Below are 24,521 nucleotides of genomic sequence, written 5' to 3'. Positions count from 1 at the left end.
GGTCAATACCAGTACCACCAGTCAGGCTATTACTACCCCCTTGACCAGCAAATAGCACATCATCACCATCGCCACCAAATAGAGAATCATTGGCATTGGAGAAGAGTTTGTCATCTCCAGAACCACCGTAAAGACGGTTATTGCTACCGCTACTGGTGAGGGTATCATTGCCTGAGCCACCAAATAATGATTGACGAGAACCTTCAATTACTGAGAGAGTATCATCACCTGAGGCTCCAATTAAATTATTACTACCACTAGCTTCCACTACGGTAATAACATCATTACCATTACCACCATCGGCAATCGTATTTTGAGCCGGGCCGTTTTGACCAATAAATATCTGATCGTTACCCTCTCCTGTGGCCACTGAAGAGTAACCCCCAACTAGCACCGTATCTTCACCATTTCCAGTCTGGATTGTGTTACTTTTAGTACCTTCTACAAAATCGGCTCCGTCACCTGTTAATATGCTTTGATTTGGCTGAACGGTAACATTATCGCCAGTGGTGGAGCCAAAATTAATTTCTTCAGCTTTTGGCTGACCTAAGCCAGGAGCAAGATTAAGCGGCTTCTCCAACTTCAGCAGTAGAATTTCATTGTTGTCGATGACTGGATTTTGAGGATCATTCCCCGGACGACCTGTAGAAAAAGGATAGTTGTTGTCATTGGCTACCAAAATGGTATTTTTGTCAACAACCAGAACATTTTCAATGGTTTGGAATGGGAAATCAAAAGTAGTTTTGCCATCTCCATTCAAGTCGTTGGGGTCTTTGATATTTAACAAGTCTGCAACTTCTTCTTTAGCGACATAGCCATTAGAATCTGTCTTAGACAAGTCTATTTTGTAAATCCTCTTAAATTTAGCCGCAGCTCCCTGATTGTTATCCCGTTCAATGACTAGATACTCATTGTCATTAATGACTGCTAAATCCCCGATGGAATTTGACGGATTATCTAATCTGTAGTAAAGTAACTGATTGCTGTATTTGTGGCTAGCGAGGTCAAATTCGTTAATCCGCAAAGCACCAGGAGTATCGCCTTGAACAGTACCTTCTAGGAGGAAATAAAGCTTGGTTTTGCTGGCGTTAATTGCTCCACCCTCAAAACCTTTGGAGCCACCCAAGTTAGCAAAGGCATCACCTGAAAGCACATCGGGATTTTGTGGCGATCGCACTACATTATACTGAGGATTGTCTCTGAGTTGATCCCGTACTTCATCCGCGATATCTGGGAAATCACTAAATAGCGCGTCTACACCTAATTGATAGAACTGCTGAATTTCTAGTGCTAGCTGGCCTTTGTAATCTGCTGCTAAGTATTGATCTTCTGCTCGGAAAGTATAAGGATGAACCTGCAACCCTGCATTATGAGCATCTTGAATTAAGGTAGAGGGAGGTAATGTTGTCTTATCAGCATCATTGACTACTCCATCTCCATTCACATCATCGGCTTTGCCATCACCATTAGCATCAGTACCTTTGACGCTAACAATCATCCGCTTCCAAGGGCCAATGCCATCAGCATAAGTGGCAACTTCAGCCAAGCCTTGGGGTGTTCGCAAGTCGCCATAGGTGCGAGTGTCACCACTTACCTTCAAATCATAAGGCTGACTTTCGATGATTTTGCCGTTGATATCAATGTCACTTGCATCTAGCAATTGAACTAGTGGAATATCCACTCCAGCCGCAGGCATGATAGTATTATGCAGTTCTTTGAGGTTACTTACTTCAAAGGACTGGATAAAGATGCGACTGGGGTCAGTGAAGTTATTTGCCTTCAGTGTATCAATTAGTAACTGACTGATGTTTCTGTGTATTTTGTCCGTAGTGCCTACATAAGTAGCTTCATTCGCAAAATAGGTTGGATGCTTCGTTTCAGGGTAGATACCAATCTTTTTACCTGTCTCGGCTTCTACTTGCTTAACCAGGTTGATGATTTCTGTGAGGGTAGGAATCTCAAATTGATCGTCAAAGGAATGATCTCTAAAAGGTAGACGTTCTTCTGCGCGTAAAGTCTTGATTTCAGCTAAAGTGAAGTCTTCAGCAAACCAACCTGTAATTGTGTTTCCATCTAAACTTACCGTTTTTTTGCGATCGGCAAACTCTGGATGCTTGTAAACATCTGTGGTTGTATTGTTGAAGTTGACAGTGCCATCAGCATTCAAAACTGCTAAAGCAGGTTCATGGCGAGCAATTAGCACTCCATCTTTGGTTACTACCAAGTCAGGTTCAATAAAGTCAGCGCCTCGCGCAATTGCTTGCTTATAAGACTCTAAGGTGTGTTCTGGACGATAGCCACTTGCACCTCTGTGACCAATGACTTTAGGTGTTTCTCCATTTAAAGTTTTGAAATGGTCAGGTGTTGCAATAGGAGCTTCCAACAACTTACCAGTGGCATCAAAATGCAGTAGGTAAGGGCCGAACTCATCTCCAATCCAGATTGTCCCATCTTTATCAAAGACGAATGACTCTACATCAAAATCTGCACCTGTTAGTAATCTATCATTAGTTGCTTCGTTAACAATTCCAAAAGGAACTTTGTGGTTAGGGTCAGACAATTGGATGTAGTCTAAGACTTTAACGCTGCCATCTCCATTTTCTATTCCCTTAAAATTTGGGTCTAGACGATTGATTCGCAGTAGAAAATCTGCACTATTATCTTTGCTGCCGTAGCCATTATCTGAGAGGAAGTAGAGAGAGTTGCTGTTAGCAAATTGAACACCGCTAAAACCCTGTATTGGCTGTCCTGGGAAAGGCCCGGTTCTACCATTGGCGGAAATTCCCTGACCAGAAGTTGGCCCATTACTAAAGGTATCAGCAGGTAATGAGGCAAAACCGACTAACTCAACTTGGGGTACAGGTGTCGCAAGTATTCCGTTCTCAATTGCCATAATTTAGAATTTTTTTTTGGATATTTGGATTTAGCTACATCACAAACTATTCAAGTTCTCTAATTACATCACTTGGTAAAAAATCACGTTTTCACTATATAAACTGGAATTATGGGGGTATTTCAGAATTACAAAAATATAGTTAATCTCAGTAATATGCTGCAATTAATTCCGAGAATACATTTACAAAAAACGTGTTTTTTCCGAGTTTTTGAAAGCTGGAGTAATGAATGATAGTCGTAATTCACTACTAATCTGTGCTATGGGACTCCTATTTGATTTTTGAACAAAACTCAGTACAGCTTTATTCCTTCTTCCCAGTCCTCAGTCCCCAATCCCCAGTCCCTTACCTCTACGAGTGATTCAGAAATCAAATCGGATTGCTATATCGAGTACAAGTGTGCAACTAGATTCCAAGCTTAAGTTTGTCGATAGTAGTTATGAGAGAATTTGAGCATTATTAATATTTTCATTAAAAGATTAAGAAAAGAATAAGTTAGGCAGAAGAAAGGATTAAAGTATATCTAAACTAAAAAAGTATTTTTTGTTGAATTTTAAGAACAAAGAATAAAAACCAATATGGTTCAGTTAGTGTCAAAATATTGAATTCGTGTAGGTTGTTTTTGAGGAACGTAGAAAGATACCCTAAACCAACATTTTCATCAGAGCTTTTTTGGGTTGTGCTTTGCTTCACCCAACCTACAATTTTTATGAATTTAATCATATTGAGATAAAAACAATAGATATAAGTCGTTTCGATAATTACGAAGAGATATGATTTGAATTATATTAGTTTTACAGCTATTTTCAGGTAAATAGACCACGCGGTAGGGGCACAGCAATGCTCATTGGTGTCAACTTAAGCCAAAAATAGCGTACTCATTGGGTGTTGTTCACCCGCCATCCCACCAGCCCGCCAGGGAATATAATTCCTGACTAATAGCGCAAGTCTACTGAAGTAGACTAGGGATTTTTGGCGATATTTTAGTCATCTTCAGATGACTTTAGCTATGAGACAGGGAATTATATTCCCTGGCGGACGTGCGGTTTCATGTTAAGTTGACACCAATGAGCAATGCTGTGCCCTTACGACAGATGTGGTTTAAATACATGAAAACTGCTGTAATTGGCTAGCGATCGCATCAAATTCCCAATCCAATAAATAAACTGTAGGGACGTACAGCTATACGTCCCTACGAAAGCCTTTTCTCTCAAAAGCTAGGCAGAAAATTAAGCTGATACACTAGTAGAGAAAACAAAATCATTGGCTGTAAGATTAGTTGATGTAATTCCAACTAATAAAACCAAATTAGTATTTCCTATCTTCACCAAAGTGTCATTACTCTGTTGCAATAGTGTTAAACCACTAAATTGACTAACACCAATACCGCCAAGCCCGATTTTATCAATGCCGATCGCAAAGTCAGTCACGATATTCTTGCTAGTTGGCAGACTGGCGTTAGCAATCCAGAATTGGTCAGCACCAGTACCTCCAGCTAGGCTATTATCACCCTGTTGACCAGCAAATAGCACATCATCACCATCGCCACCAAACAGAGATTCATTGGCATTGGAGAAGAGTTTGTCGTCACCAGAACCACCATAAAGACGGTTATTGCTGCCGTTACTGGTGAGGGTGTCGTTACCTGAACCACCGAATAATGATTGATGAGAACCTTCAATTACTGTGAGAATATCATCACCTGCCGCCCCAAACAAATTATTACTACCACTGGCTTCCACCACGGTAATAACATCATTACCATTGCCACCATCAGCATTGGTATTTTTAGCCGGGCCATTTTGACCAATTACAACTTGATCGTCACCGTCTCCGCCTGATACTGAAGAGTTGCTACCTACGAGTACAGTGTCATTACCGCTTCCAGCCTGGATTGTGTTATTTTCAGTACCCTCGACAAAATCGGCTCCGTCACCTGCTAAGAGTGTTTTTCCTGGTTGAACTGTCACATTATCGCTGTTGCTAGAACCAAAATTGCCGGGGAAAGTTGTCAGGTTAGCAGGATTACGAGGATCGTAACTAGTGGTGTCGAGATTTAGAGAATTGGGGAAGGCATTGGCTATATTTTCCCAAGGTACTAGCTTGAAGTTAGAGTTGACATTTTCGCCATCGATGGTTTCGGCTGGTTCATTGGAGCCGTCTTGAGTGACAAATAAACCAAATGGGAAGCTAGGCCCCAGTGGCACGTTAATGACATCAGCACCATCTGACTCTTGCACGCTGTCAATTGACCCATTGTTACCAATGGCAAAGTTACCCACGTATTCGTTATTACCTTCACGTGTGTAGGCAACAAAGGTGCTATCGCCTTGGCTGGATGCTAACAAGTAGCCTGTACCATTTTTGCCGTAGTAGATGGTCAACCCTTCGGCATCATCGGTGAGGTGAGAACCACCCTCAAAACGGACGCGATCGATTAGCTTACCTGTTGTGCCACCATCCGGTTCTGCCTGGAATTTCCAAATGCCTACATCTTCTTGGGCGATATAGAGAAAGCCGGTTTCTTGATCAACCACCATACCTTCCGTTTGGGGAGAACGCCCTGCTGCGGTGGGTGAGGGGATGGTGAACTCGCGCACCAGTTCCGCCCCAATTTGGCCATTACCTTTGTCAATCAATTTGAATTGAGCTATGTCTCCAGTTTGGCGGCGACTGGTAAAGACATAGTAATCATTCGTTATAGGGCTACGGTATAAGGTAAGTCCGTAAGAACTGCGAGTTGATGGAGAATAGGGAGGTTCAAAAGGTGATGTTTGGAAGATTGTACCAATATTACTATCGGTGATATTTTCCAGGTATTGACCGGGGGTGGTGGGGTTGGGGTTGATTTTGAAGATTGCTAGTTTGTCATTTTGGCGATCGCTAGCTACGGCAATATCAATAGATTGATTGCCTAATTTAAAACCGTATTGCAAATCAATGTTGTTGTAGCGAATACCACCAGGATTAACTGTCTGCAACAAATTACCAGACAAGTCATAAACCCGTAATCCAGCATTTTTGACTGAGGTTAGTACTAGGCTATCGGCAGCATTTGTGGCATTAACATAAATGGCTGGGTCATCAGCATCAGCATTTTGATCTACAACAGGTAGTGCTGGATTTTCATCATCAAATAGATCGGGACGAGTTTCTACTGTGGGTGCAGCGGTGGGAACTAAGTCTGCACCCAAGGTGAGGATTTGGGTATATTGGGTACTACCAAAGTTGTTGTCACTCACCAACACAATGGACTGACGACCATCTGCTAGTTTGGGGCCGAAGGCAATACCTTCTATGTTATCCACTCCTGTAATCGGGTGGTTTACATCAGTAGGCAAATTCAGGTCAGTTAAATTCAACAGTAAGCGCTTTTGAGCGGGTTTGATAGCTGCTAGTTGTTCAGCACTCAAATTATTTAGAGAATCGTAGAAACTAATGTCAGTTGCACCTTGCAAAGAAACTTCGTAGATTTTGATGGTGTTGCCTACACCTTGGGCAAAGGAGCGTTCCAACGCTAGGAAAGTGCCACGATTATCGATCGCTAATAAATCTGCCAAACCATTGTCAGCCGAGCCTGTGCTAGGGCTGGGTGATTGGGCGATCGCATCAGTAATATAGAGGTATTCTTTTTCTGGCTGTCCTGTAACCAGATTATATTGCAGAATCCGGGAACGGCTGCCACTGGTGAGTGAAGCCTTTAATCCATCTTGGTACAGGGCGTTTTCAGTGGCGGTGAATAAAGTTTTCTGGTCGGGTGTAATAGTGAGACTTTCAAAGGCTAAGTTATTGTAAACACCTGATGTCTGCGTATCACCTGCATTGACAATACCATCGCCGTTGGTATCTTGAACTACTGGTAGGAATTTACTGGGGACAAGTAGCGATCGCACTTCTTGCCCTGTAGCCAGCGAAAACTCTTTAATAAAGGGATTAGTCACCCGACCAGCAGTAGGATTGACTTCGCCCTCGGAAGAGATAAAGACTGTACCATTGTTGGTTAAAGCAATGCCTTCTGTGTCGAGGCTGTTGGTTGCAAAAAAATTGCCGTTGGTATCTTTTAGGGGAGTGACATTAGTAAAATTCACCCCGGAATCGGTGGCAGTAAAGGTGTAAAAACGGGCCGGGGCAACTTGGGAGCGATCGTCTGAGATCGCGTAATAGCGATTATTTGCGGCATCATAAGTGACACCAGAAAGTCCACCCACTGGAGTTTGTACTCCATTCACAGTTCCCGCCACACCAGTAGGAATAAAGCCTGTGGGAAAAATACTCTGCTTCACAAACCCAATATTGGGAATGGTTGTCCCTGGTTCATTGAACTGAGAAAAGCGAATTGTGTTTGTAGTAACCATAGTTAAATTTCAAGATAGATTCCAAGAAAATTGGGAGTGGGCGTTTCTTGCAAAAGCCTTCATTTCAAACTCTTACTCTCTACGCCTGTGTTACCTCATGCGTGAGATCAACCGATCGCCTTTAAGTTTCCCCAAAGAGCGATCGCTTAAATCTGCGTTAAACAAACACGAAACGAGTATCTGTTGCCAAATTGGTATTGCGATTTAACCCGTTTTCTACAACAGCAATCAATTCCGTTCCATTGTTGGTGAAAATGCCTACATCCGATCTAACTGATCCTAGTGAGTAATTGTTAGCAACTCCCTTAAGCTGAATCTGATCATTTGCTTGGAAGTTGACAATATCGGCGTAGTCACTGTTGCGGGAACGGGCATAGAAAACTGAAGTGGCATCACCCAAAACGTAAGTATCTGCACCCTGATCGCCGTTGAGGAGGTCGATTTCATTTGTACCTCCTCCCCAACCAATCAGGCGGTCATTACCATTACCCCCAGAAAGTGCGTCACTGCCAAGTCCACCTAAGATTGTGTCATTGCCATCGCCGCCAAGGAGTACATCTATACCTCCTTTGCCATCAAGGTAATCATTGCCCGATCCACCGTCGATTAACTCACTGGTATTAGTGCCGATGACGCGATCGCTCCCAGCTAGGGCATAGACTATGTATTTGTTCAAACCAGTAAGTTCGCTGACAAAGATGATGTCGTTGCCAGATGTCGCCTTATTATTAGCAACAGTCAGGTCAAAGGAATCGCTAACATTTGCACCACTGCGATCAGTGGCGGTAACTGTGACTGCAAATATCCCAGTTTGAGAGATATTGCCGGATACTACACCTGTGTTGGCAACGATACTAGAACCAGTGGGTAAACCTGTAGCGCTGTAGCTGAGGGTATCGCCTCGATCTACGTCAGTAAATTTATTGCTGACATTGAAAGAGAAAGCTTTATTCGTAGAGATAATTTGGTCGTCAATGGGTTGCACTACCGTGGGTGCTTCATTGCGATCATTAACTTGGATCGTCAACGCCTTTTCCACGAAAAGTCCACCATTATCGGTGCTGCGTACCCGAACGCTGTAGGAAGATTTGCTTTCAAAGTCTGGGGAAGCGTTGATTTTTAGAATGTTGTTGGCGATCGCAAATGCACCATTATCTGCATCACTAGTCCCCGCAACTAAGCTGTAGCTGAAAGTGTTACCTGTATCCGGGTCAGTAGTAGTAAATGTACTTACCACTGTATTCGCTGGAACATTTTCATTGACACTGGTAACATTCAATGAAATATCTGTAGGAGCAGTATTTCCGGGCAAATTAAACCGAGCTAGGCTGGGGTCATGATCGCTATCCTGGTCGGCAAACTCAGAATTGATGTGAACGACATCGTACCCATCCAGCTTACTGAGCAAACTATTACTTACTAAAACGTGGTCAAGTGTCTGGGCGTTACCTTCAAAGTTGTAGGTGTAACGCTCGTTTGCAGGCAGGGTTTCAATTAGAGAAGTCAGTCCAGCGCTTTCTAAAATGCTGACGGGGTTAGAGAACTCAAAATCATTTAAGTCACCCGCTACTATTACATTGGCATTGGGGGCGATCGCTAAAATACTTTGGACAAAGTTTTTCACCACCGTAGCTTGTTGCTGACGTTGCACTTCACTACTGAGGGTTGGCGGTTGATTTGGCCCGTATAGCGGTTGGTCGCCACCTTTAGAATTAAAGTGGTTGCCAATGATATAAACAGTTTTACCGTTGAAAGTAAATTCACCAACTAAGGGTTTACGACTGCTAGTAAAGGCAGGATTGGTGGGGTCAATCAAACCAGGACTATTAGAAACTGTAGGAACACCAGCAACGTTGGTGACTGTGGTGTTGGAGGTGGAAGTACCACCAGGGCGATCTACAAAGCTGACACGATTGGGATTAAATAAAAAACCCACTCGGATATTTCCACCAGGTTCACCGCCATTAGTATCGTCTACTGGGTTGATTTGGCGATATTGATATGTGGGGCCACCAGCAGCAGTAATTGCATTAATTAATGTTTGGTAAGTGGTGCTGGCATCAACTACGCTATCATTCGTCGGCCCGTTATTGTCCTGAATTTCTTCGAGACTAATGATATCTGGTGATTTGAGGTTATTGACAATGCGGCTGGCAAGGTTGTTAAACTTGGTTGCACCATCACCTGGGTCAAGGTTTTCGACGTTGAAGGTAGCAACTGTTAATTGATCGGTGGTGGGAGTTAAATTAGTAACTTCCTTCGTCAGCGTGTTGGAAGTCACATTCACCGAGGTTGGTAGAACTTCATAGTTGCTGAAACTATAATCGACCACACCCGTAATCGTGCCGAATGTCGCACCGACGTTAACTTGGGGTGAGCTACCAGAAGTAAACAGAGTATCATCAATTTGGATACGCTCTGGATTAAAATCATTGGGACTAATCACGATACCACCGCGGGCTGTGCGTCCGGTAGCATTAGCGCCGTTATCTCCCAATAACCAAATCTCCCCAAAAGAATTAGTCGGACTAACTGCTACAGGATTATTTACCTGTACTCGCATTGCTTCTAAACTTTCGTAGAAATCAATGCCATCTTGGGCAGGGTCAAAGGTAGTCGTTCCAGTTTCGATATTACCAGTAGTATCGTTGTCGATTACCGATGTTGGGATAGTTCTGCCGCCATTACCCAAAATTATGGCAGTTGGTAAAGCATTACCACTGGAAAGTTTGGTAATCGTGGGGCTAATAATCTCTGTGGTCGTCAGGTTAGCGCTGGTAGCACCACCAGGACGAAACTCGCTCACCGTACCGCCAACTAGTACAGAATCACCCACTTGCACAGTTGGGGCTGATGAGGTGAAGACAAAAATACCTTCAGAAGTGCGATCGTCGCTATCTGGGTTGGGGTCTTGCAAATAGAAGCCATTAGATTTTATGGCTGTGACAATTCCTGCGACATCAGCGACTTTTTGCCCATTTAACGGCGAGATATGAGATGCACCTTGGATGTCGTGAATGCGAGGAGTGAGGACTACAGCGCCGAGTGTAATGCTATCGGTGCGGAACTTTTTGAAGTTGTTCTGTGATAAATCTTTGGCTGCTGTACTGTCGTTGTAGAGAACGCTATTGCCATCATCACTGACGAATTGAATTTGCGAAGTATCTGTTAAGTTGTCAGGGATGGTAATGATTCCTTCGGGGTTGAAGCTAGCAGAAAATGTTGCTGCACGCAATTGGGGAGCGCTATTGGGGTTGCCATCCCAAGTGTAGAGGCGGAAATCGTTCGGGGCTACTCCTGCGTCTCCTGCTGGGCCAGCAATAATCACATACTGGTTATTGGCATTCTTGCGAATTTCTCGAATACCCCGACCACCTAAATCTAATTCGATGGGAGCGCCAAATTGTGCCGAGCCTTGTGTACCACCATTACTAGCTGATATCAAGCTAGCAAAGTTGGTGACGGGAACAATGAGTGCATTGGAGCGTCCAGAGGGGGGAACTTGGGGGGCGCGGAAGGCAATATAGGCTGTGGTGTTGTCTGGGGCAATTTCCAAGCCTTCAATGTTATAGCCGTTTGATTGCTTCGACCCGACATTAGTGGCAGCGCTGGCAGCCAAGCCGTAGTAATTTGCTCCCTTGCCGTGACCGTTGGTGACATCCCAGTTGATGATATCTTCCTTTAAAAAGTCGTAGCGACCAACATAACTGAGTGTGGTGGATGCTCCCGTACCACTAATATCTGTAGCAAAAATGCGATCGCGGTTAGGGCGAGATTTCCCATCATCGCTATTGCTTTGTGAGCCTAGCCAAAAAATGCGATTCCCTACTCTGGTAGAAGCTTCCAAATCCACTTCTCGATTTTCGGTCAGTCCAAGAGAACTTGTGAAGTCAAACCCAGTTATCGGCAGTCCCGACTTGCTGGAATCGTAGAGGCGCAAAAGTTGATTTTCGTCATCCGCTTCTAAGAAGAATGTCCCACCCACGGGAATAGCTGTAGAAGCATCACTCGTACCCGTTAAAAATTGAGTTGTAGCAGTACCATCATTCGCCGATGCGGCGTAGGCGATCGCATAATTAGCAGTACTAGTACCATCACTGACACTTACTATAATGTTTGCAGCACCAATACTGACAGGATTAATTTTGAGATTGCGACTGCTTCCAGTGCCAGTTAGGGTGAGGTTGCCGTTAGGAACCACTGCGGCATTATTGCTGGTGACTGTGACAGTCAAATTATCCACAGGGGTATCGGAATCCGTGATCGTAAAGTTTACACCCAATGTCTTTGCCGGATCGTTGGGGTTGCCAATTACACCACTAATTGCCCCTGTTCCTGTAGCAGACAAAGCCCCATTAGCATCTAATAAGTCTGTGGTGCCGGCTGTATCCAGTTGAATGGTTGGAGCTTGTCCCACCACAATATTATTAACTATAGTAGTAATTGCAGCAGCAGTATTGTTAGTTTCATCGCTCTCCGCGATCGTGTTATTAGGGTCTACTGTTGCTGTGCGACTGGTAAGAGTATCCGTAGAATTAGGGATGACATTAACAGTCAAGGTAGCATTGCTGCCAGCATTAATGCTGCCACCAGAAAAGGTTACGACACCAGCAGATACGCTAGCGGTGAAGCCGTTAGCAGCAGTTGTACCGTTAAAGGTTACACCACTAGGCAAAGTGTATTGCACTGAAATGCCGTTAGCATTGGCAGTACCAGTGTTACTGACAGTGAGAGTGTAGGTAAGGGGATTGCCAACAATTACCGGATCAGGCGAATCAGTTTGGCTGATAGTCAAGTCTGGTTGGGAAACTGTACCGCTAGAAACCGTGAATGATGATTTCCAATTGGATAAACTTGTTGCTGTTGAACTAGCTGTCCAATTGGCTGAGTTTGATATTGCAGATAGAAGTTGTGTCTTTGTTCCAGAAGTGGTAGAACCACTGTAGTAGCCATTCGTGCCATTGTTAGCGGTTATAGCTATCGTAGTAGTTCCCGTTAGCAATAAGCCGTTATTTGTAGAAGTTGGCTCAGATGATGTAGAGGCACTAGTAGAATCTGAATTCCAAGCTCCAGAACTGATTGCATAAATTAAAGTCGGGCTTGCCAATGTTCCTGTATAGATGGTCAGTGAATCACCGCTTGCATTTAGGGCAAAATTACTAGGATTAGTTGAATTAAAACCTGATGAGTTAGTATTACTTCCATTCACCCAAGTCAGAACTGTTCCCGCAGTGATATCTGTTGGTGCTGTATAAGTAAGAATGCCTTCTCCAGTTCTGAAGTTACCACTAGATTGCCAACCGTTATCTGTAACGTTAAAAGTTGTACCAGAACCAATATCCGCAAGAACGAGAAACCTAATGCTATCTGGATTTGAGGTGTTAAAACCAATAATCGCAATATCACCTAGATTTAAAGGAGTAGCTGCCATAAATTAAAATTCCTACAAGTTGTTGTGCTGTGTATCTAAACTGAAATTTGGTATCAAGAATAATTTCTCATCGTAGTAAAATACATCACACCAAAATGTAATGTTCATACAGATAAAATCATTTACATATTTAAGCTCCTGAGAATAAAATACGTCTATGAGACTTATTGGTGGGGCGATCGCAAAACAATATCAACATAAAAAACTTGGGTATGTAGCATAAAACAACTACATGCTTTACTAGTATTAATTCGTATTCGTTAATTTCAAACTATCCTGATAAGTTTAAGAAACAGCTAGCAAAAGGTTAAAACAACAAATATTTGGTAGTTAGTTGCCCTCCGATATACACTAGTCCGCAAGGCGGAATTAAAAATTAAAAATGAATACAGCGTAAGCATTTCATTGATTTGGAATGGGTGGCTTATTTACGCCGTGTTGTACTAGTGATCTGTCCTATTAAATTTGAGGGATAAAAGAACGAACCGCATTCACGCAGCATTTCGTAGAGAAGAAAACTCTCCTAGTCCCTAGTCCCCAGTCCCAGAGCAGGAATCCTGGCGCAATATGTTGAAAAAATCTGAATCTGGGCGTTGCGATCGCACAATATTTCGTACTCTCAGATGAGCGTAGTGTATGATCGATAAAGTTATTCGGTTCTGGTGGGAGTCAGCTACCAGAGGTAACGGGGAAAGTTCGGTGCAAATCCGGCGCTGTCCCGCAACTGTGAACCAATTTGAGATTAAGGAACTCAGGAATCGAAAATCTCAAATTGAGTGAGTCAGGATGCCCGCCGAAATAGATTTATCAGTTTCACATATCTGCGAGGTACAGATGACTACTACTGTAAATATTTCTCCAATCAGTCCCTTGGGTGTTGCTGAACATACTTTATTTGTTTGCAAAACTTGTGCCAGTGTTTGGCAAAATGGCAAACCTTTCGGTGAAAGTGGTGGTCAAAAATTTCTAAACCAACTTCAGCAGCTTGCACAAGATTGGGATTTACGAGATCAATTCCCGATTCAGGAAGTTGAATGTATGAGTGCTTGTAATCGTTCTTGTGTAGTCGCCTTCGCTGCCAAAGGCAAATTAACATATTTATTTGGTGACTTAGGTGTTGATGGTAGTGCCTCTGCGGTACTGCAATGTGCTAGTCAATACTATGGCAAAGCAGATGGTTTATTGCCTTGGTCAGAGCGTCCAGAAGGAATGAAAAAGGGGATTTTAGCAAAAATTCCACCTTTATGAAGAAGAACTCAAAATCAAGAGTCAGAATACCCTTTATAGGTAGAGTATAGGACTTACGCATTGACAGAAAAGCCAAAATAAGAGGTATAGTTTTCAAGGCTTCTAGGTAGGTTTTTCAGTCATATTTTGGCGATCGCCAGCAATCAAAAGTGACCGCCAAAAGCCTTAAACAACGTATTTACGTTAATACACAAGATAGTTTTTTTTACAGTGCGTAAGTCCTAGAGTATTATGAATTCTGATTGCAGGACTCCCCCAAGCAATGCTGACTGAAATTTTGCCTTTCCGCTTTGAATTAGACACGATCGCGATCGCCGGAGCGAGTTTGTGGTCATTGGCACTATATCTAGGTTTTTCCACAGCCAGAGAATGGGTAATTAAGCAACTCAACCGCTGGTTTAACTTTGCCGAGCGATCGCTTTATACCAGCCACTCAGAATTTGAAAAGACTCGTAAAGCTAGAGAATCCCAAAACGATTTCTACGCTTCACTGTTTAGCATTCTGCCTTTTTTGGTAGTCGGCACTTTATTCAACTGGGGTCTGGAAATTAGTTTAGGTGAAAGTTGGGGAATTAGTACAGGTATCTTAGCCTGTATGGGTGCCGGCATTTATGAACTTGGGCGCAGAGATGCAGAATCTTCGGATTAAGAGAGATGAGGGCGAATGTTGCTCCCTCATCTCACCCTACTTCCCAATTTCCTCGCTAACAATCTGTGCTATCTTCTGGGCGGCACCGCTTTCACCGCGAATATTACGGAGTTTAGCGCGGATTTCATCCAGTTTTTCTGGATGGGCTAATAAGTCTACAGTCATTTGTGCAACTTCTTGCGGTTGAAGTTTTCCCACAAGTTCGGGCACTATCTCTTCTTGTGCCCAGATATTTGGCCATGCTAATAAACCTTTGCGTTTCACGAATCTCAGAAATAGCCAATTAATTACCTTAGCAAAAGGCGTACCTACCCCTGGCAGATTTGCCAACAACCCTGGTAAACCATCCCAAGAACGCATAGCGTCAAGTTGTTGTGTTGGCAGCAAAACAATCATTGGCACTCCTAAAGCACCGAGTTCGGCAGTGTTTGCCCCCACTGTAGTTATGCAAATACAGCACTGGGATAATATGTGATATGCAGGGTTTTCTTGCCACAATTCTACAGTTAAGCCCGTTGTTGTTTTTAGCAATGCTTTGCCTTTAGCCTCCTCTGGAACAATTAAGGAAGCACCACCAAAGCCAAAATATTTAGCAATAGAGTTCTTTTGAGGATCGGCAAAACTAGCTAAAGTTTGTAAATCTAAAGTTGGGGCTACAGGAATCACAAACTTGGTTTGGGGTCTTTGAGCATAGATGTATTCGGCAATACCTAAAAATAATGGCACTCCTTGAGCTAATTTTGCTGCTTTTGATCCAGGGAGTATACCAATCAATTCAGTTTTGGGTGATGGAATAATCGGCAGAGAAGAATTTGAATCTAGGCTTTCTGCTGCTTCTAGCATCAAATCACCAACAACGGTGAATTTGTCAGCATATTTCTTAGGGACACGGGCAGCAACTTGGGGTTTCATCACACCAAAGCGGTCAATCCATTTATACCAACGGGCTTCCCATTCGGCGTAAACTACTGTGCGATATCCGAGCTTTTTGCCTATAACTACCGGGAATACTTGATCGCCGCCCAGAAAAACGACGACACCGCGATCGCACCAGTCCCAATTATCAAATGTTTTGCCCCAAAGCAAAAATTGCCAAAAATGCTCTGCTCCTTGAACTCTATCGACTTCTGGGAAAGAAAGAGCGATCGCTCTTTCTTTCCCAGTCGCATTTGGACAAGGTGACAATACCACAGAAATCCTGACGATAGAATGGTCATCGCCTAGTTCTTGCCGCAACGCCTTGACTACCGGACGTACCCAGGTTGTTACCTCACCTGGGCCGTTTGATAGGATGAGAATATCTACTTGAGTCATTAGTTAATGGTCAGGAGTTAGGGGCTATTAGTCAAGAAAAAAATATTACTAAATTTGTTTCTGTATTATGGGTATGTACTGTAACTTCTTAATAAGATTTTATAACCTTTTTCACATTTAATTTGCGTAGAGTCGCCAGCTGGGATGCAGTAGAGTAAATTACTCAACAAACAATGGCTCAATTCTCCGTTACAGGCGCAACAGGAGTCATTCAATTTCAGGGGAGCGATCGCCGCCATCATGGCGCAATTGCGATCGTTGCAGTGCGTTTCAAGTGTAATTCTAGCGATCGGACTCTGGTCTGTTATTAAACTGATATAATCTGATCTATGTTTGATAATGTCTGCAAGTTTCTCGCCGAGTCATTTTCTAGCGACTTTACAACTTGGCTACTCAGTGAACCAATAACTCTTACCCAACTTAGTCCATCGGAATTATCTCTTGAACCCATCCGCGCCGACGCACTAATTTTGTTGCAGTCCGATGAAATTTTCCTCCATCTCGAATTCCAAACGACACCTAAAGCCGATATTCTCTTTCGGATGAGTGATTATCGTTTGCGGGGGTATAGAAAATTTCCCCATAAGCGAATGCGTCAGGTAGTTATTTACCTAAAACCAAGCGATTCTGAGCTAGTTTATCAAACGGAATTTGTTCTAGAAAATAGCCTGCACAGATTTGAAGTAATTCGACTTTGGGAACAGCCAACCGAAGTATTTTTCAACTCTCCGGGTTTGCTACCGTTTGCAGCTTTAAGCCAAACCAACGATCAAACGCGAACTTTAGAAGAAGTTGCCCAAGTTATCGAAGCACTAAACGACACTCGAATCCGCAGTAATGTTGCTGCATCAACAGCAGTGTTAGCTGGGTTAGTATTAAATAAAGACGTGATTAAAAGAATTTTGCGGAGTGATATTATGCGCGAATCTGTAATTTATCAAGATATTCTGCAAGAAGGGCTTGCACAAGGTTTAGAACAAGGGCTTGAACAGGGCATTGAACAAAAAGCTCAGGAAATTGCCATCAAAATGATTAATAAAGGTATCAACCTGGAAATAATTGTTGATGTCACAGGTTTAACTGTTGAGCAGGTTCAAAAATTACAGGCTCAAACAGAAGATACTCAAGCTGAGTGATATGATGAGCGAATCTGTGATTTATCAAACAGAATTCAGGAGTCAGAATTGAGAATTAATTCTGTATGACTGGCGGATGAATAACCGGGTTCTTATAATGTCTTATAGTGACTTTTCGCTGTCAAAAATCAAACGCGACTTTAACTTAACTACGGTTGAAAATGGACGTTTTTTACCTGAAATCCAGTCCATAGAACCTAGTTTTTACCTCAAAGAAGCACTAAGCGAAGGACTACCACTAGCAACAGCAACAGGCTCAGAAAAAGCTCGATCAGAGTTAATTATTAGTCCAATCCTTGTAGAAGTTCGGAAAATTCTGGAACGCAAAGTCAGCTTTTTTTCAGGTGAAGATTTTACCGTCGCATCAGAATTAGGCTTAAGTGGAGTGTGTGATTTTTTAATTAGCCGCTCACCCGAACAAATATTTATTGAAGCTCCTGCGATCGTGATTATTGAAGCCAAAAAAGGTGATTTAAAACCTGGTTTAGGGCAATGTGCAGCAGAAATGATCGCCGCGCAGAAGTTTAATGAAATCAATAATATACCGATTAAGACAATTTATGGTAGTGTCAGCAGTGGTACGGCTTGGCGATTTTTGAAATTAGAAGGGCAGACATTGAGTATTGATTTGAATGATTATACAGTTCCGCCAGTGGAAATACTATTGGGAATGTTGGTTTGGATGGTACGGGAAGGTTGAACCTTCGTCATTTATATCCTGTTTGCTTATCAAGCATCGTCTGATTCAGATAGAATATAAAAAATACTAATTGCTTTTATGATTATCTAAATTATTTAATTCATCTTCCAAAGAATCTAAATCTTGAAAAGTTGGAATTTTCATACTAATCAAAAATACTATTTGATTATTTTCAATATTTATATTAGTTACATTAACTACTGCTTTATCAGGCGATAAATCTAAACTTGGAACCTTTATCGACTGATTTTTATACCCTGCGTCATCAAGCCATTCAGAAATATTTCGCCAATTTTCTAACTTTTCATCAGACTTATCCAACAGACTTTTTACATACCTGTATACGGTTGCACAGAGATCAGTAGTTTCTACACCCTTTCCATTTCTACCAAGTTTCTCAGCTATTTCAGCCGGACTGAAGCCACAAAGCAAACCCCGCAAGTGTCGCTTTTCAACTGGTGTCAAACGCTTATTTTTTACTGATGAAAAATCAGAGTAAAGGGTTTCTAAGTCCCAGTGGTTTTCTGCTTGCATAAAGGGTTCATTGCTGGATGCCATAGTCAAATTTTGAAGGTTATCTTAAATTTCCTAATGTAATTTTACCATTATCCCTGATGGCAGCTAGGGGATGATTAGGTTTTAATGGCATGATACTGAGATAAAAGCAACAAAAATTACATTAATTTTAGTGATCTATTATGGATAAGCTAGTTGATAAAATCGCGGCATTAGGTGTGCCTGGTCTTGTACTTTTGGTTGCTATAGCTGTGACGGGATGGGCTGGAGCAGCTGCAATAACAGCAGCTTTAGCAGTGCTTGGTGAACCATTCGGAATGCTTGGAGGAATTGCTGTACTTGGCTTGCTTGCTCTAATGTCACAAGGATTAGCTGAGTATGGATTTGAAGCAGTTTTTAACTCTACCGTAGATCAACTTAGAACAAGAGGGAAATCTAAATCAGATATAGAACGTGAGATTAAATCTTACCCCATTTCAAGCGATTTGAAATTGAAAATAAAGGATTATTTGAGAAGACTTGCATAGTTGAGATACTGCTCCATATTTTATTAATCGATACTTCAAACAACAAAGTTGACTATGAACACTAATCAAGAACAAGAATTAACTCAAAATCCTGTATTTGAATCAGGGGAAAATAATCAAACGATTGGAGAAGGATAAAAAGGAGAGTTGTATAAAAAGATAATTTCATTTTTCCAAACTATACCATTAAGCTTAAATAATCTGTTTACTGCCCTATTTAAGGCTAATTCTCCATCCAAGCCTTTCGATGAAGGGACTTTTTCTCAGAAGACAGAGCGTATTCATGCCTATAGTGATTTTATTAAATCTGCATCTAAATTCATTTGGATTGGTGTTGTTTTCATAATCATTATTCAACTATGGGGTAATTTTTCGCTTAATCACATCAGCGATGCATATAAACGTAAATCAAATATTGTTACCATTACTATTCCTGAACAAAAGCTATCTCAAATGTCTGATGATGTTGCAAATGCCCTTGGCAAGGCATTAGTTAGTGCCAGAGCATCTGCATCAAATAATCTGAAACAATGGCATGATGAGGTAATGCAACGTGTAGACCATCCGTTTCTTGATTGGTACTACAATTATTTTACTCAGTGGGGTGTTGGTGTAGAAGCTATTTGGGTAAACATTAGTGCTACTTCAGAAGAAGAAAAAGCTGAAAAATTAATTGGCAATTTCCAAAATTAATTTACTAAAAAGGTTTTGCAACCATCATCAATGCAACTTGAAATGGAACGTTTTACAAGAGAAGCAATTGATAAATATGTATCTGAAGCTAATCAAAAGTTAGCAGGAATCCAAAGTCAGTATCAGATTCCCCGACCTGTTTGGGAGGAATTTCTAGAAAGTTTAGGAAGTACAACATATAATACAGGTGGTAAAGAGCAAAATCTCTCTATTCGCGCACTTTCGCGTGGTACAGGTTATGTAGCTGCCAGTGCAATGATGAAAGCTGTTAGCGTTATTGGTACTAAGAAAATTGCTACAGGAATTGTGAGTAAAGGAACTTCTAAAGTAGTTGCTAAGATAGCAACTAAAACTGCCACAAAGGTAGCAACAGAAGGAACAGGTGAAGTTGCTGCGGGACTTTTAGGTTTAGAGCTACTGAATCCTCTTGCTGGGTTAGGAGTTTTAGCATGGGATATCTGGGATCATTATCATACAGTTAAAGTAGAAAGACCAATTCTAAGAGAAAACCTCAACAATTATTTGAATGAAGTAAAAGATTCATTAATTACTGAATGATAAAGAAAACGGAGTTTTGTCTTCAGTTAATAAATTCCATGATGGAATTTTGGATACTTTAAATAGCAAGCCAATATTAGCTAAATAAAAGTTACTTTTTCGTAAGCAGATACCAAGTTTCTGTTGTTTTTTGTTTGGTATAATCCGCAATTACATAATTGAAGGCTGCCTATGCTGACTAAATATTTTTTAGTCAGCATAGGCAAGTTTTGTTTTGTAACTGCTTTAATATTGCTTAAAAGTTATTTAGTTATTAAAAAATGTAACAATAATTTTACAAATAAGTGAGCGAATACTTTTATATAAAGTCAACAATTACAAAGAAATATTTCGTTTTTTATATCGATTTGTGTCATATAGGGGATAAAATGCCTACTGGGCAAGCATTTTCTGATAAAAAACAGATATTGCCTAAAAGATCACAAGTTACCTGTGGCTGATGATGCCGTTAGGAACTTTCAGAGAGAACACGCATCAAAGGAGCCGAAGAAGCATGTTCACACACGTCAAGTCCACTATTAGACACATTGCGCCTGATAACTTACGCGGACGTAGTTTAATCAAGGTGGTCTATGTCGTGCTTGAGTCCCAGTACCAGAGTGCTTTGTCGCAAGCGGTTCGCACGATTAACGCGAACAATCCCAACTTGGCGATTGAAATCAGCGGGTACTTGATTGAGGAACTCCGCGACCCAGAGAACTACGAAGAGTTCAAACGAGAAATTGAGAGTGCGAATATCTTCATCGCTTCCCTCATTTTCATCGAAGACTTAGCACAGAAAGTAGTAGCAGCAGTAGAACCACACCGCGATCACCTGGACGTTTCCGTTGTCTTTCCCTCCATGCCAGAAGTAATGCGCCTGAGTAAAATGGGTAGCTTTTCCTTGGCACAGTTGGGTCAGTCAAAAAGTGCGATCGCCCAATTCATGCGGAAACGCAAAGAAAAATCCGGTGCGGGATTCCAAGATGGAATGCTGAAGCTTTTGCGAACCCTGCCGCAAGTGCTGAAGTTCCTCCCGATGGAAAAAGCACAGGATGCCCGAAATTTCATGCTCAGTTTTCAGTATTGGCTAGGTGGTTCTCCAGAAAATCTGGAAAACTTCTTGCTGATGCTAGCTGATAAATACGTATTTAAAGATTTAGAGAAACAAGATTTTGCACCTTCTACATACGAACAGCCGGTGGTTTATCCCGATTTAGGGATTTGGCATCCTTTGGCTCCCGGTATGTTTGAAGATGTCAGAGAATACCTCAATTGGTATACTGCTCGTAAGGATATTTCTAGCGATCTAAAAGATCCCCTAGCTCCTTGTGTCGGGTTAGTATTGCAACGGACTCACCTAGTTACAGGGGATGATGCCCATTATGTAGCAATGGTGCAGGAGTTGGAAGCCCTAGGCGCACGGGTACTACCTGTGTTTGCTGGTGGTTTGGATTTCTCCAAGCCTGTGGAAGCCTACTTCTATGAACCAAATACTAACGTACAGTTGGTAGATGCAGTTATCTCGCTAACTGGTTTTGCTTTAGTGGGTGGCCCAGCCAGACAAGATCATCCCAAAGCAATTGAGGCACTCAAACGCTTAAACCGTCCTTACATGGTGGCGTTACCCTTAGTATTCCAAACCACAGAAGAGTGGATGGATAGCGATTTAGGGTTACATCCAATTCAAGTAGCTTTGCAAATTGCAATTCCTGAATTGGATGGAGCAATTGAGCCAATTATATTATCGGGTAGAGATGGAACTACCGGGAAAGCGATCGCACTGCGCGATCGGGTTGAAGCTGTAGCCGAACGCGCTTTAAAATGGGCTAACCTCCGCCGCAAACCGAAGCTGGATAAAAAAGTCGCCATCACCGTTTTCAGTTTCCCGCCAGATAAAGGCAACGTCGGAACCGCCGCTTACTTGGATGTATTCGGCTCCATCTACGAGGTAATGAAAGCCCTCAAAAATAACGGCTACGACTTACCAGAATTGCCAGAATCAGCCGAAGCGTTGATGCAAGAAGTCATTCATGACGCACAGGCGCAGTATAACAGCCCAGAACTGAACATTGCTTACAAAATGTCGGTTCCTGAGTATGAGGCGCTGACCCCATATTCTCACCGCTTAGAGGAAAACTGGGGCCCACCTCCCGGACATCTCAACAGCGATGGGCAAAACTTGCTAATTTATGGTAAGCAATTCGGTAACGTCTTCATCGGTGTTCAACCTACATTTGGTTACGAAGGCGACCCGATGCGGCTATTATTCTCCCGTTCAGCTAGTCCTCACCACGGTTTTGCTGCTTACTATACTTACTTAGAGCAAGTTTGGAAAGCTGATGCTGTACTGCACTTTGGTACACACGGTTCCTTGGAATTCATGCCAGGTAAACAGATGGGGATGTCTGGTGATTGTTATCCAGATAACTTGATTGGCTCAATTCCCAACCTGTATTACTACGCAGCCAATAATCCGAGTGAGGCGACAATTGCCAAACGTCGGAGTTATGCCGAAACAATTTCTTACTTGACACCACCGGCAGAAAATGCAGGTTTGTACAAAGGTTTGAAGGAACTCAGCGAATTAATTGCTTCCTACCAAACCTTGAAAGATAGTGGACGCGGTGTTTCCATTGTCAACAGCATCATGGATAAATGCCGGATCGTGAATCTGGATAAGGATATTAACCTGCCAGAAACCGATGCCAGAGACATGAGTGCTGATGAGCGCGATAATATTGTTGGCAACGTTTATCGCAAGTTGATGGAAATCGAGTCGCGGTTGTTGCCTTGTGGTTTGCATGTTATTGGTAAACCGCCAAGTGCAGAAGAAGCGATCGCAACTCTTGTCAACATTGCTAGTCTAGATCGTCAAGAAGAAGGACTTCAAGGCTTACCGGGAATTATCGCTAACAGCATTGGGCGTAACATTGACGATATCTACCAAAATAACGACAGAGGCATTTTAGAAGATGTCCAGTTATTGCAAGATATCACTTTGGCAACCCGTGCAGCAGTTACCGCCCTTGTCCAAGAGCAAATCGACGCGGAAGGACGAGTTTCTCTAGTTTCCCGGTTGAATTTCTTCAACATGGGCAAAAAAGAACCTTGGGTAGAAGCATTGCATAAAGCAGGTTATCCCAAAGTTGACACCGCAGCCTTAAAACCCCTACTTGAGTATTTAGAATTCTGTCTGCAACAAGTTTGTGCCGACAACGAACTAGGGGCATTACTCAGAGGCTTGGAAGGTGAGTACATCCTACCCGGCCCTGGTGGCGATCCCATCCGTAACCCGGATGTATTGCCCACAGGTAAGAATATCCATGCACTCGATCCGCAGTCCATCCCCACAACAGCAGCAGTACAATCAGCCAAAATTGTCGTAGACAGGCTTTTGATCCGTAACAAGGCAGAAAACGAAGGAAAATGGCCAGAAACCATCGCCTGCGTCCTCTGGGGAACCGATAACATCAAAACTTACGGTGAATCCCTAGCGCAAATTATGTGGATGGTGGGCGTGCGTCCAGTTCCCGATGCCTTGGGACGGGTGAACAAGTTGGAATTGATCTCTTTAGAAGAGTTGGGACGCCCCAGAATTGATGTGGTAATCAACTGTTCTGGTGTATTCCGCGACTTGTTCATCAACCAAATGAACCTGCTAGATCAAGGCGTGAAGATGGCGGCTGAGGCAGATGAACCCTTAGAAATGAACTTCGTTCGCAAACACGCTTTGCAACAAGCTGAGGAAATGGGGATTAATCTGCGTCAAGCAGCGACGCGTGTTTTCTCCAACGCTTCTGGTTCCTACTCGTCAAATATCAACTTGGCGGTAGAAAACAGCACTTGGGATAGCGAAGCCGAGTTGCAGGAAATGTATCTCAACCGGAAATCCTTCTCCTTCAATTCCGATAACCCCGGAATCATGGACGAATCCCGGCAGATTTTTGAAAGCACATTAAAAACTGCTGATGCAACTTTCCAAAATTTAGATTCTTCCGAGATTAGCTTAACGGATGTTTCCCATTACTTTGATTCAGATCCCACTAAGCTAGTGGCAAGTCTGCGGGGTGATGGTAAAAAACCAGCATCTTATATTGCAGATACAACCACAGCTAACGCCCAAGTGCGGACATTATCAGAAACCGTGCGCTTGGATGCGCGTACCAAATTGTTAAATCCCAAATGGTACGAGGGGATGCTGTCTCACGGTTACGAAGGTGTGCGCGAACTCTCCAAGCGGTTGGTGAATACAACAGGTTGGAGTGCAACAGCCGGCGCTGTGGATAACTGGATTTATGAAGATACTAACGAAACCTTCATCAAAGATGAAGAAATGCAGAAACGGTTACTAAACCTCAATCCCCATTCTTTCCGCAAGATTGTATCAACTTTGTTGGAAGTGAATGGACGCGGTTATTGGGAGACTAGCGAGGATAATTTAGATCGTCTGCGCGAGTTGTACCAAGAAGTTGAAGACCGGATTGAAGGCATAGAATAGTCCTTATAGGGCAGGTAAGA

General features: G+C 42.6%; 14 protein-coding genes and 1 riboswitch. Of the genes, 9 read left to right on the top strand and 5 right to left on the bottom strand.

The features are described 5' to 3' along the window. The 3 genes from HWQ39_RS31190 to HWQ39_RS31180 form a co-directional block, all read right to left on the bottom strand. Positions 1–2,893: esterase-like activity of phytase family protein (locus tag HWQ39_RS31190; protein ID WP_292853826.1), on the bottom strand; the 2,893-nt coding region annotated here is incomplete at its 3' end. A gap of 1,230 nt (positions 2,894–4,123) precedes the next feature. Then, the gene (locus HWQ39_RS31185; protein WP_292854019.1) at positions 4,124–7,177 is read right to left on the bottom strand and encodes a phytase; all 3,054 of its coding nucleotides are present in this window, start codon (positions 7,175–7,177) and stop codon (positions 4,124–4,126) included. A 229-nt stretch (positions 7,178–7,406) separates the two neighbouring features. Continuing rightward, complete coding sequence (locus HWQ39_RS31180) at positions 7,407–12,680, bottom strand: putative Ig domain-containing protein (protein ID WP_292853825.1); 5,274 nt, start codon at positions 12,678–12,680, stop codon at positions 7,407–7,409. 637 nt (positions 12,681–13,317) lie between these two features. Further along, a riboswitch (cobalamin riboswitch) is annotated at positions 13,318–13,493 on the top strand. Between the two features lie 21 nt (positions 13,494–13,514). Between HWQ39_RS31180 and HWQ39_RS31175 the strand changes: the two genes are divergently transcribed. Together HWQ39_RS31175 and HWQ39_RS31170 are read left to right on the top strand one after the other, a co-directional pair. Continuing rightward, positions 13,515–13,928 (top strand): DUF1636 family protein, encoded by a 414-nt coding sequence (locus HWQ39_RS31175; RefSeq protein WP_292853824.1) that lies wholly within the window; start codon positions 13,515–13,517, stop codon positions 13,926–13,928. 262 nt (positions 13,929–14,190) lie between these two features. Continuing rightward, positions 14,191–14,577: a hypothetical protein gene (locus tag HWQ39_RS31170; protein WP_292853823.1), complete on the top strand. Its 387-nt coding sequence runs from the start codon at positions 14,191–14,193 to the stop codon at positions 14,575–14,577. 36 nt (positions 14,578–14,613) lie between these two features. Here HWQ39_RS31170 and HWQ39_RS31165 read toward each other — a convergent pair whose 3' ends face one another. Further along, positions 14,614–15,891 carry a lipid-A-disaccharide synthase gene (locus HWQ39_RS31165; RefSeq protein WP_292853822.1) on the bottom strand — a complete coding sequence of 426 codons (1,278 nt, stop codon included), beginning with the start codon at positions 15,889–15,891 and terminating at the stop codon, positions 14,614–14,616. Between the two features lie 173 nt (positions 15,892–16,064). Between HWQ39_RS31165 and HWQ39_RS31160 the strand changes: the two genes are divergently transcribed. The 3 genes from HWQ39_RS31160 to HWQ39_RS31150 all read left to right on the top strand — a co-directional run bounded on the left by HWQ39_RS31160 (position 16,065) and on the right by HWQ39_RS31150 (position 17,727). Beyond that, the gene (locus tag HWQ39_RS31160) at positions 16,065–16,202 is read left to right on the top strand and encodes a hypothetical protein (protein WP_292853821.1); all 138 of its coding nucleotides are present in this window, start codon (positions 16,065–16,067) and stop codon (positions 16,200–16,202) included. Positions 16,203–16,220: 18 nt separating this feature from the next. After that, the gene (locus HWQ39_RS31155) at positions 16,221–17,027 is read left to right on the top strand and encodes an Rpn family recombination-promoting nuclease/putative transposase (protein ID WP_292853820.1); all 807 of its coding nucleotides are present in this window, start codon (positions 16,221–16,223) and stop codon (positions 17,025–17,027) included. Positions 17,028–17,124: 97 nt separating this feature from the next. Continuing rightward, positions 17,125–17,727, top strand: a complete 603-nt coding sequence (locus HWQ39_RS31150; RefSeq protein ID WP_292853819.1) for a hypothetical protein — start codon at positions 17,125–17,127, stop codon at positions 17,725–17,727. 66 nt (positions 17,728–17,793) lie between these two features. Here the strand turns inward: HWQ39_RS31150 and HWQ39_RS31145 are convergent, their stop codons facing one another. Then, on the bottom strand, positions 17,794–18,285 hold the full coding sequence (locus HWQ39_RS31145) for a helix-turn-helix domain-containing protein (protein ID WP_292853818.1): 492 nt from the start codon (positions 18,283–18,285) through the stop codon (positions 17,794–17,796). Between the two features lie 140 nt (positions 18,286–18,425). On the opposite strand from HWQ39_RS31145, the gene HWQ39_RS31140 reads away from it, so the two are divergent. From HWQ39_RS31140 to HWQ39_RS31125, 4 genes are all read left to right on the top strand, one after another. Further along, positions 18,426–18,770, top strand: a complete 345-nt coding sequence (locus HWQ39_RS31140) for a hypothetical protein (RefSeq protein WP_292853817.1) — start codon at positions 18,426–18,428, stop codon at positions 18,768–18,770. A 147-nt stretch (positions 18,771–18,917) separates the two neighbouring features. Continuing rightward, a complete protein-coding gene (locus HWQ39_RS31135) occupies positions 18,918–19,463 on the top strand; it encodes a hypothetical protein (RefSeq protein ID WP_292853816.1) in 546 nt (181 codons plus the stop codon). Positions 19,464–19,505: 42 nt separating this feature from the next. Then, entirely contained in the window at positions 19,506–20,021 is a 516-nt protein-coding gene (locus HWQ39_RS31130) for a hypothetical protein (RefSeq protein WP_292853815.1), read from the top strand. A gap of 493 nt (positions 20,022–20,514) precedes the next feature. Then, positions 20,515–24,501, top strand: coding sequence for a magnesium chelatase subunit H (locus HWQ39_RS31125; protein WP_292853814.1), 3,987 nt, complete (start codon positions 20,515–20,517; stop codon positions 24,499–24,501). Positions 24,502–24,521 lie beyond the last annotated feature (20 nt).

It is taken from the genome of Nostoc sp. NMS8 (assembly GCF_017115045.1).
Taxonomy (GTDB): Bacteria; Cyanobacteriota; Cyanobacteriia; order Cyanobacteriales; family Nostocaceae; genus Nostoc.
Note: the sequence above shows the minus strand (reverse complement) of the source record. Positions and strands in the feature narration are given on the sequence as shown.

Coding starts and splice junctions, on each gene's coding strand:
- HWQ39_RS31180 (WP_292853825.1), bottom strand. CDS start 12,680: ATGGCAGCTACTCCTTTAAATCTAGGTGATATTGCGATTATTGGTTTT.
- HWQ39_RS31175 (WP_292853824.1), top strand. CDS start 13,515: ATGACTACTACTGTAAATATTTCTCCAATCAGTCCCTTGGGTGTTGCT.
- HWQ39_RS31170 (WP_292853823.1), top strand. CDS start 14,191: ATGCTGACTGAAATTTTGCCTTTCCGCTTTGAATTAGACACGATCGCG.
- HWQ39_RS31165 (WP_292853822.1), bottom strand. CDS start 15,891: ATGACTCAAGTAGATATTCTCATCCTATCAAACGGCCCAGGTGAGGTA.
- HWQ39_RS31160 (WP_292853821.1), top strand. CDS start 16,065: ATGGCTCAATTCTCCGTTACAGGCGCAACAGGAGTCATTCAATTTCAG.
- HWQ39_RS31155 (WP_292853820.1), top strand. CDS start 16,221: ATGTTTGATAATGTCTGCAAGTTTCTCGCCGAGTCATTTTCTAGCGAC.
- HWQ39_RS31150 (WP_292853819.1), top strand. CDS start 17,125: ATGTCTTATAGTGACTTTTCGCTGTCAAAAATCAAACGCGACTTTAAC.
- HWQ39_RS31145 (WP_292853818.1), bottom strand. CDS start 18,285: ATGGCATCCAGCAATGAACCCTTTATGCAAGCAGAAAACCACTGGGAC.
- HWQ39_RS31140 (WP_292853817.1), top strand. CDS start 18,426: ATGGATAAGCTAGTTGATAAAATCGCGGCATTAGGTGTGCCTGGTCTT.
- HWQ39_RS31130 (WP_292853815.1), top strand. CDS start 19,506: ATGGAACGTTTTACAAGAGAAGCAATTGATAAATATGTATCTGAAGCT.
- HWQ39_RS31125 (WP_292853814.1), top strand. CDS start 20,515: ATGTTCACACACGTCAAGTCCACTATTAGACACATTGCGCCTGATAAC.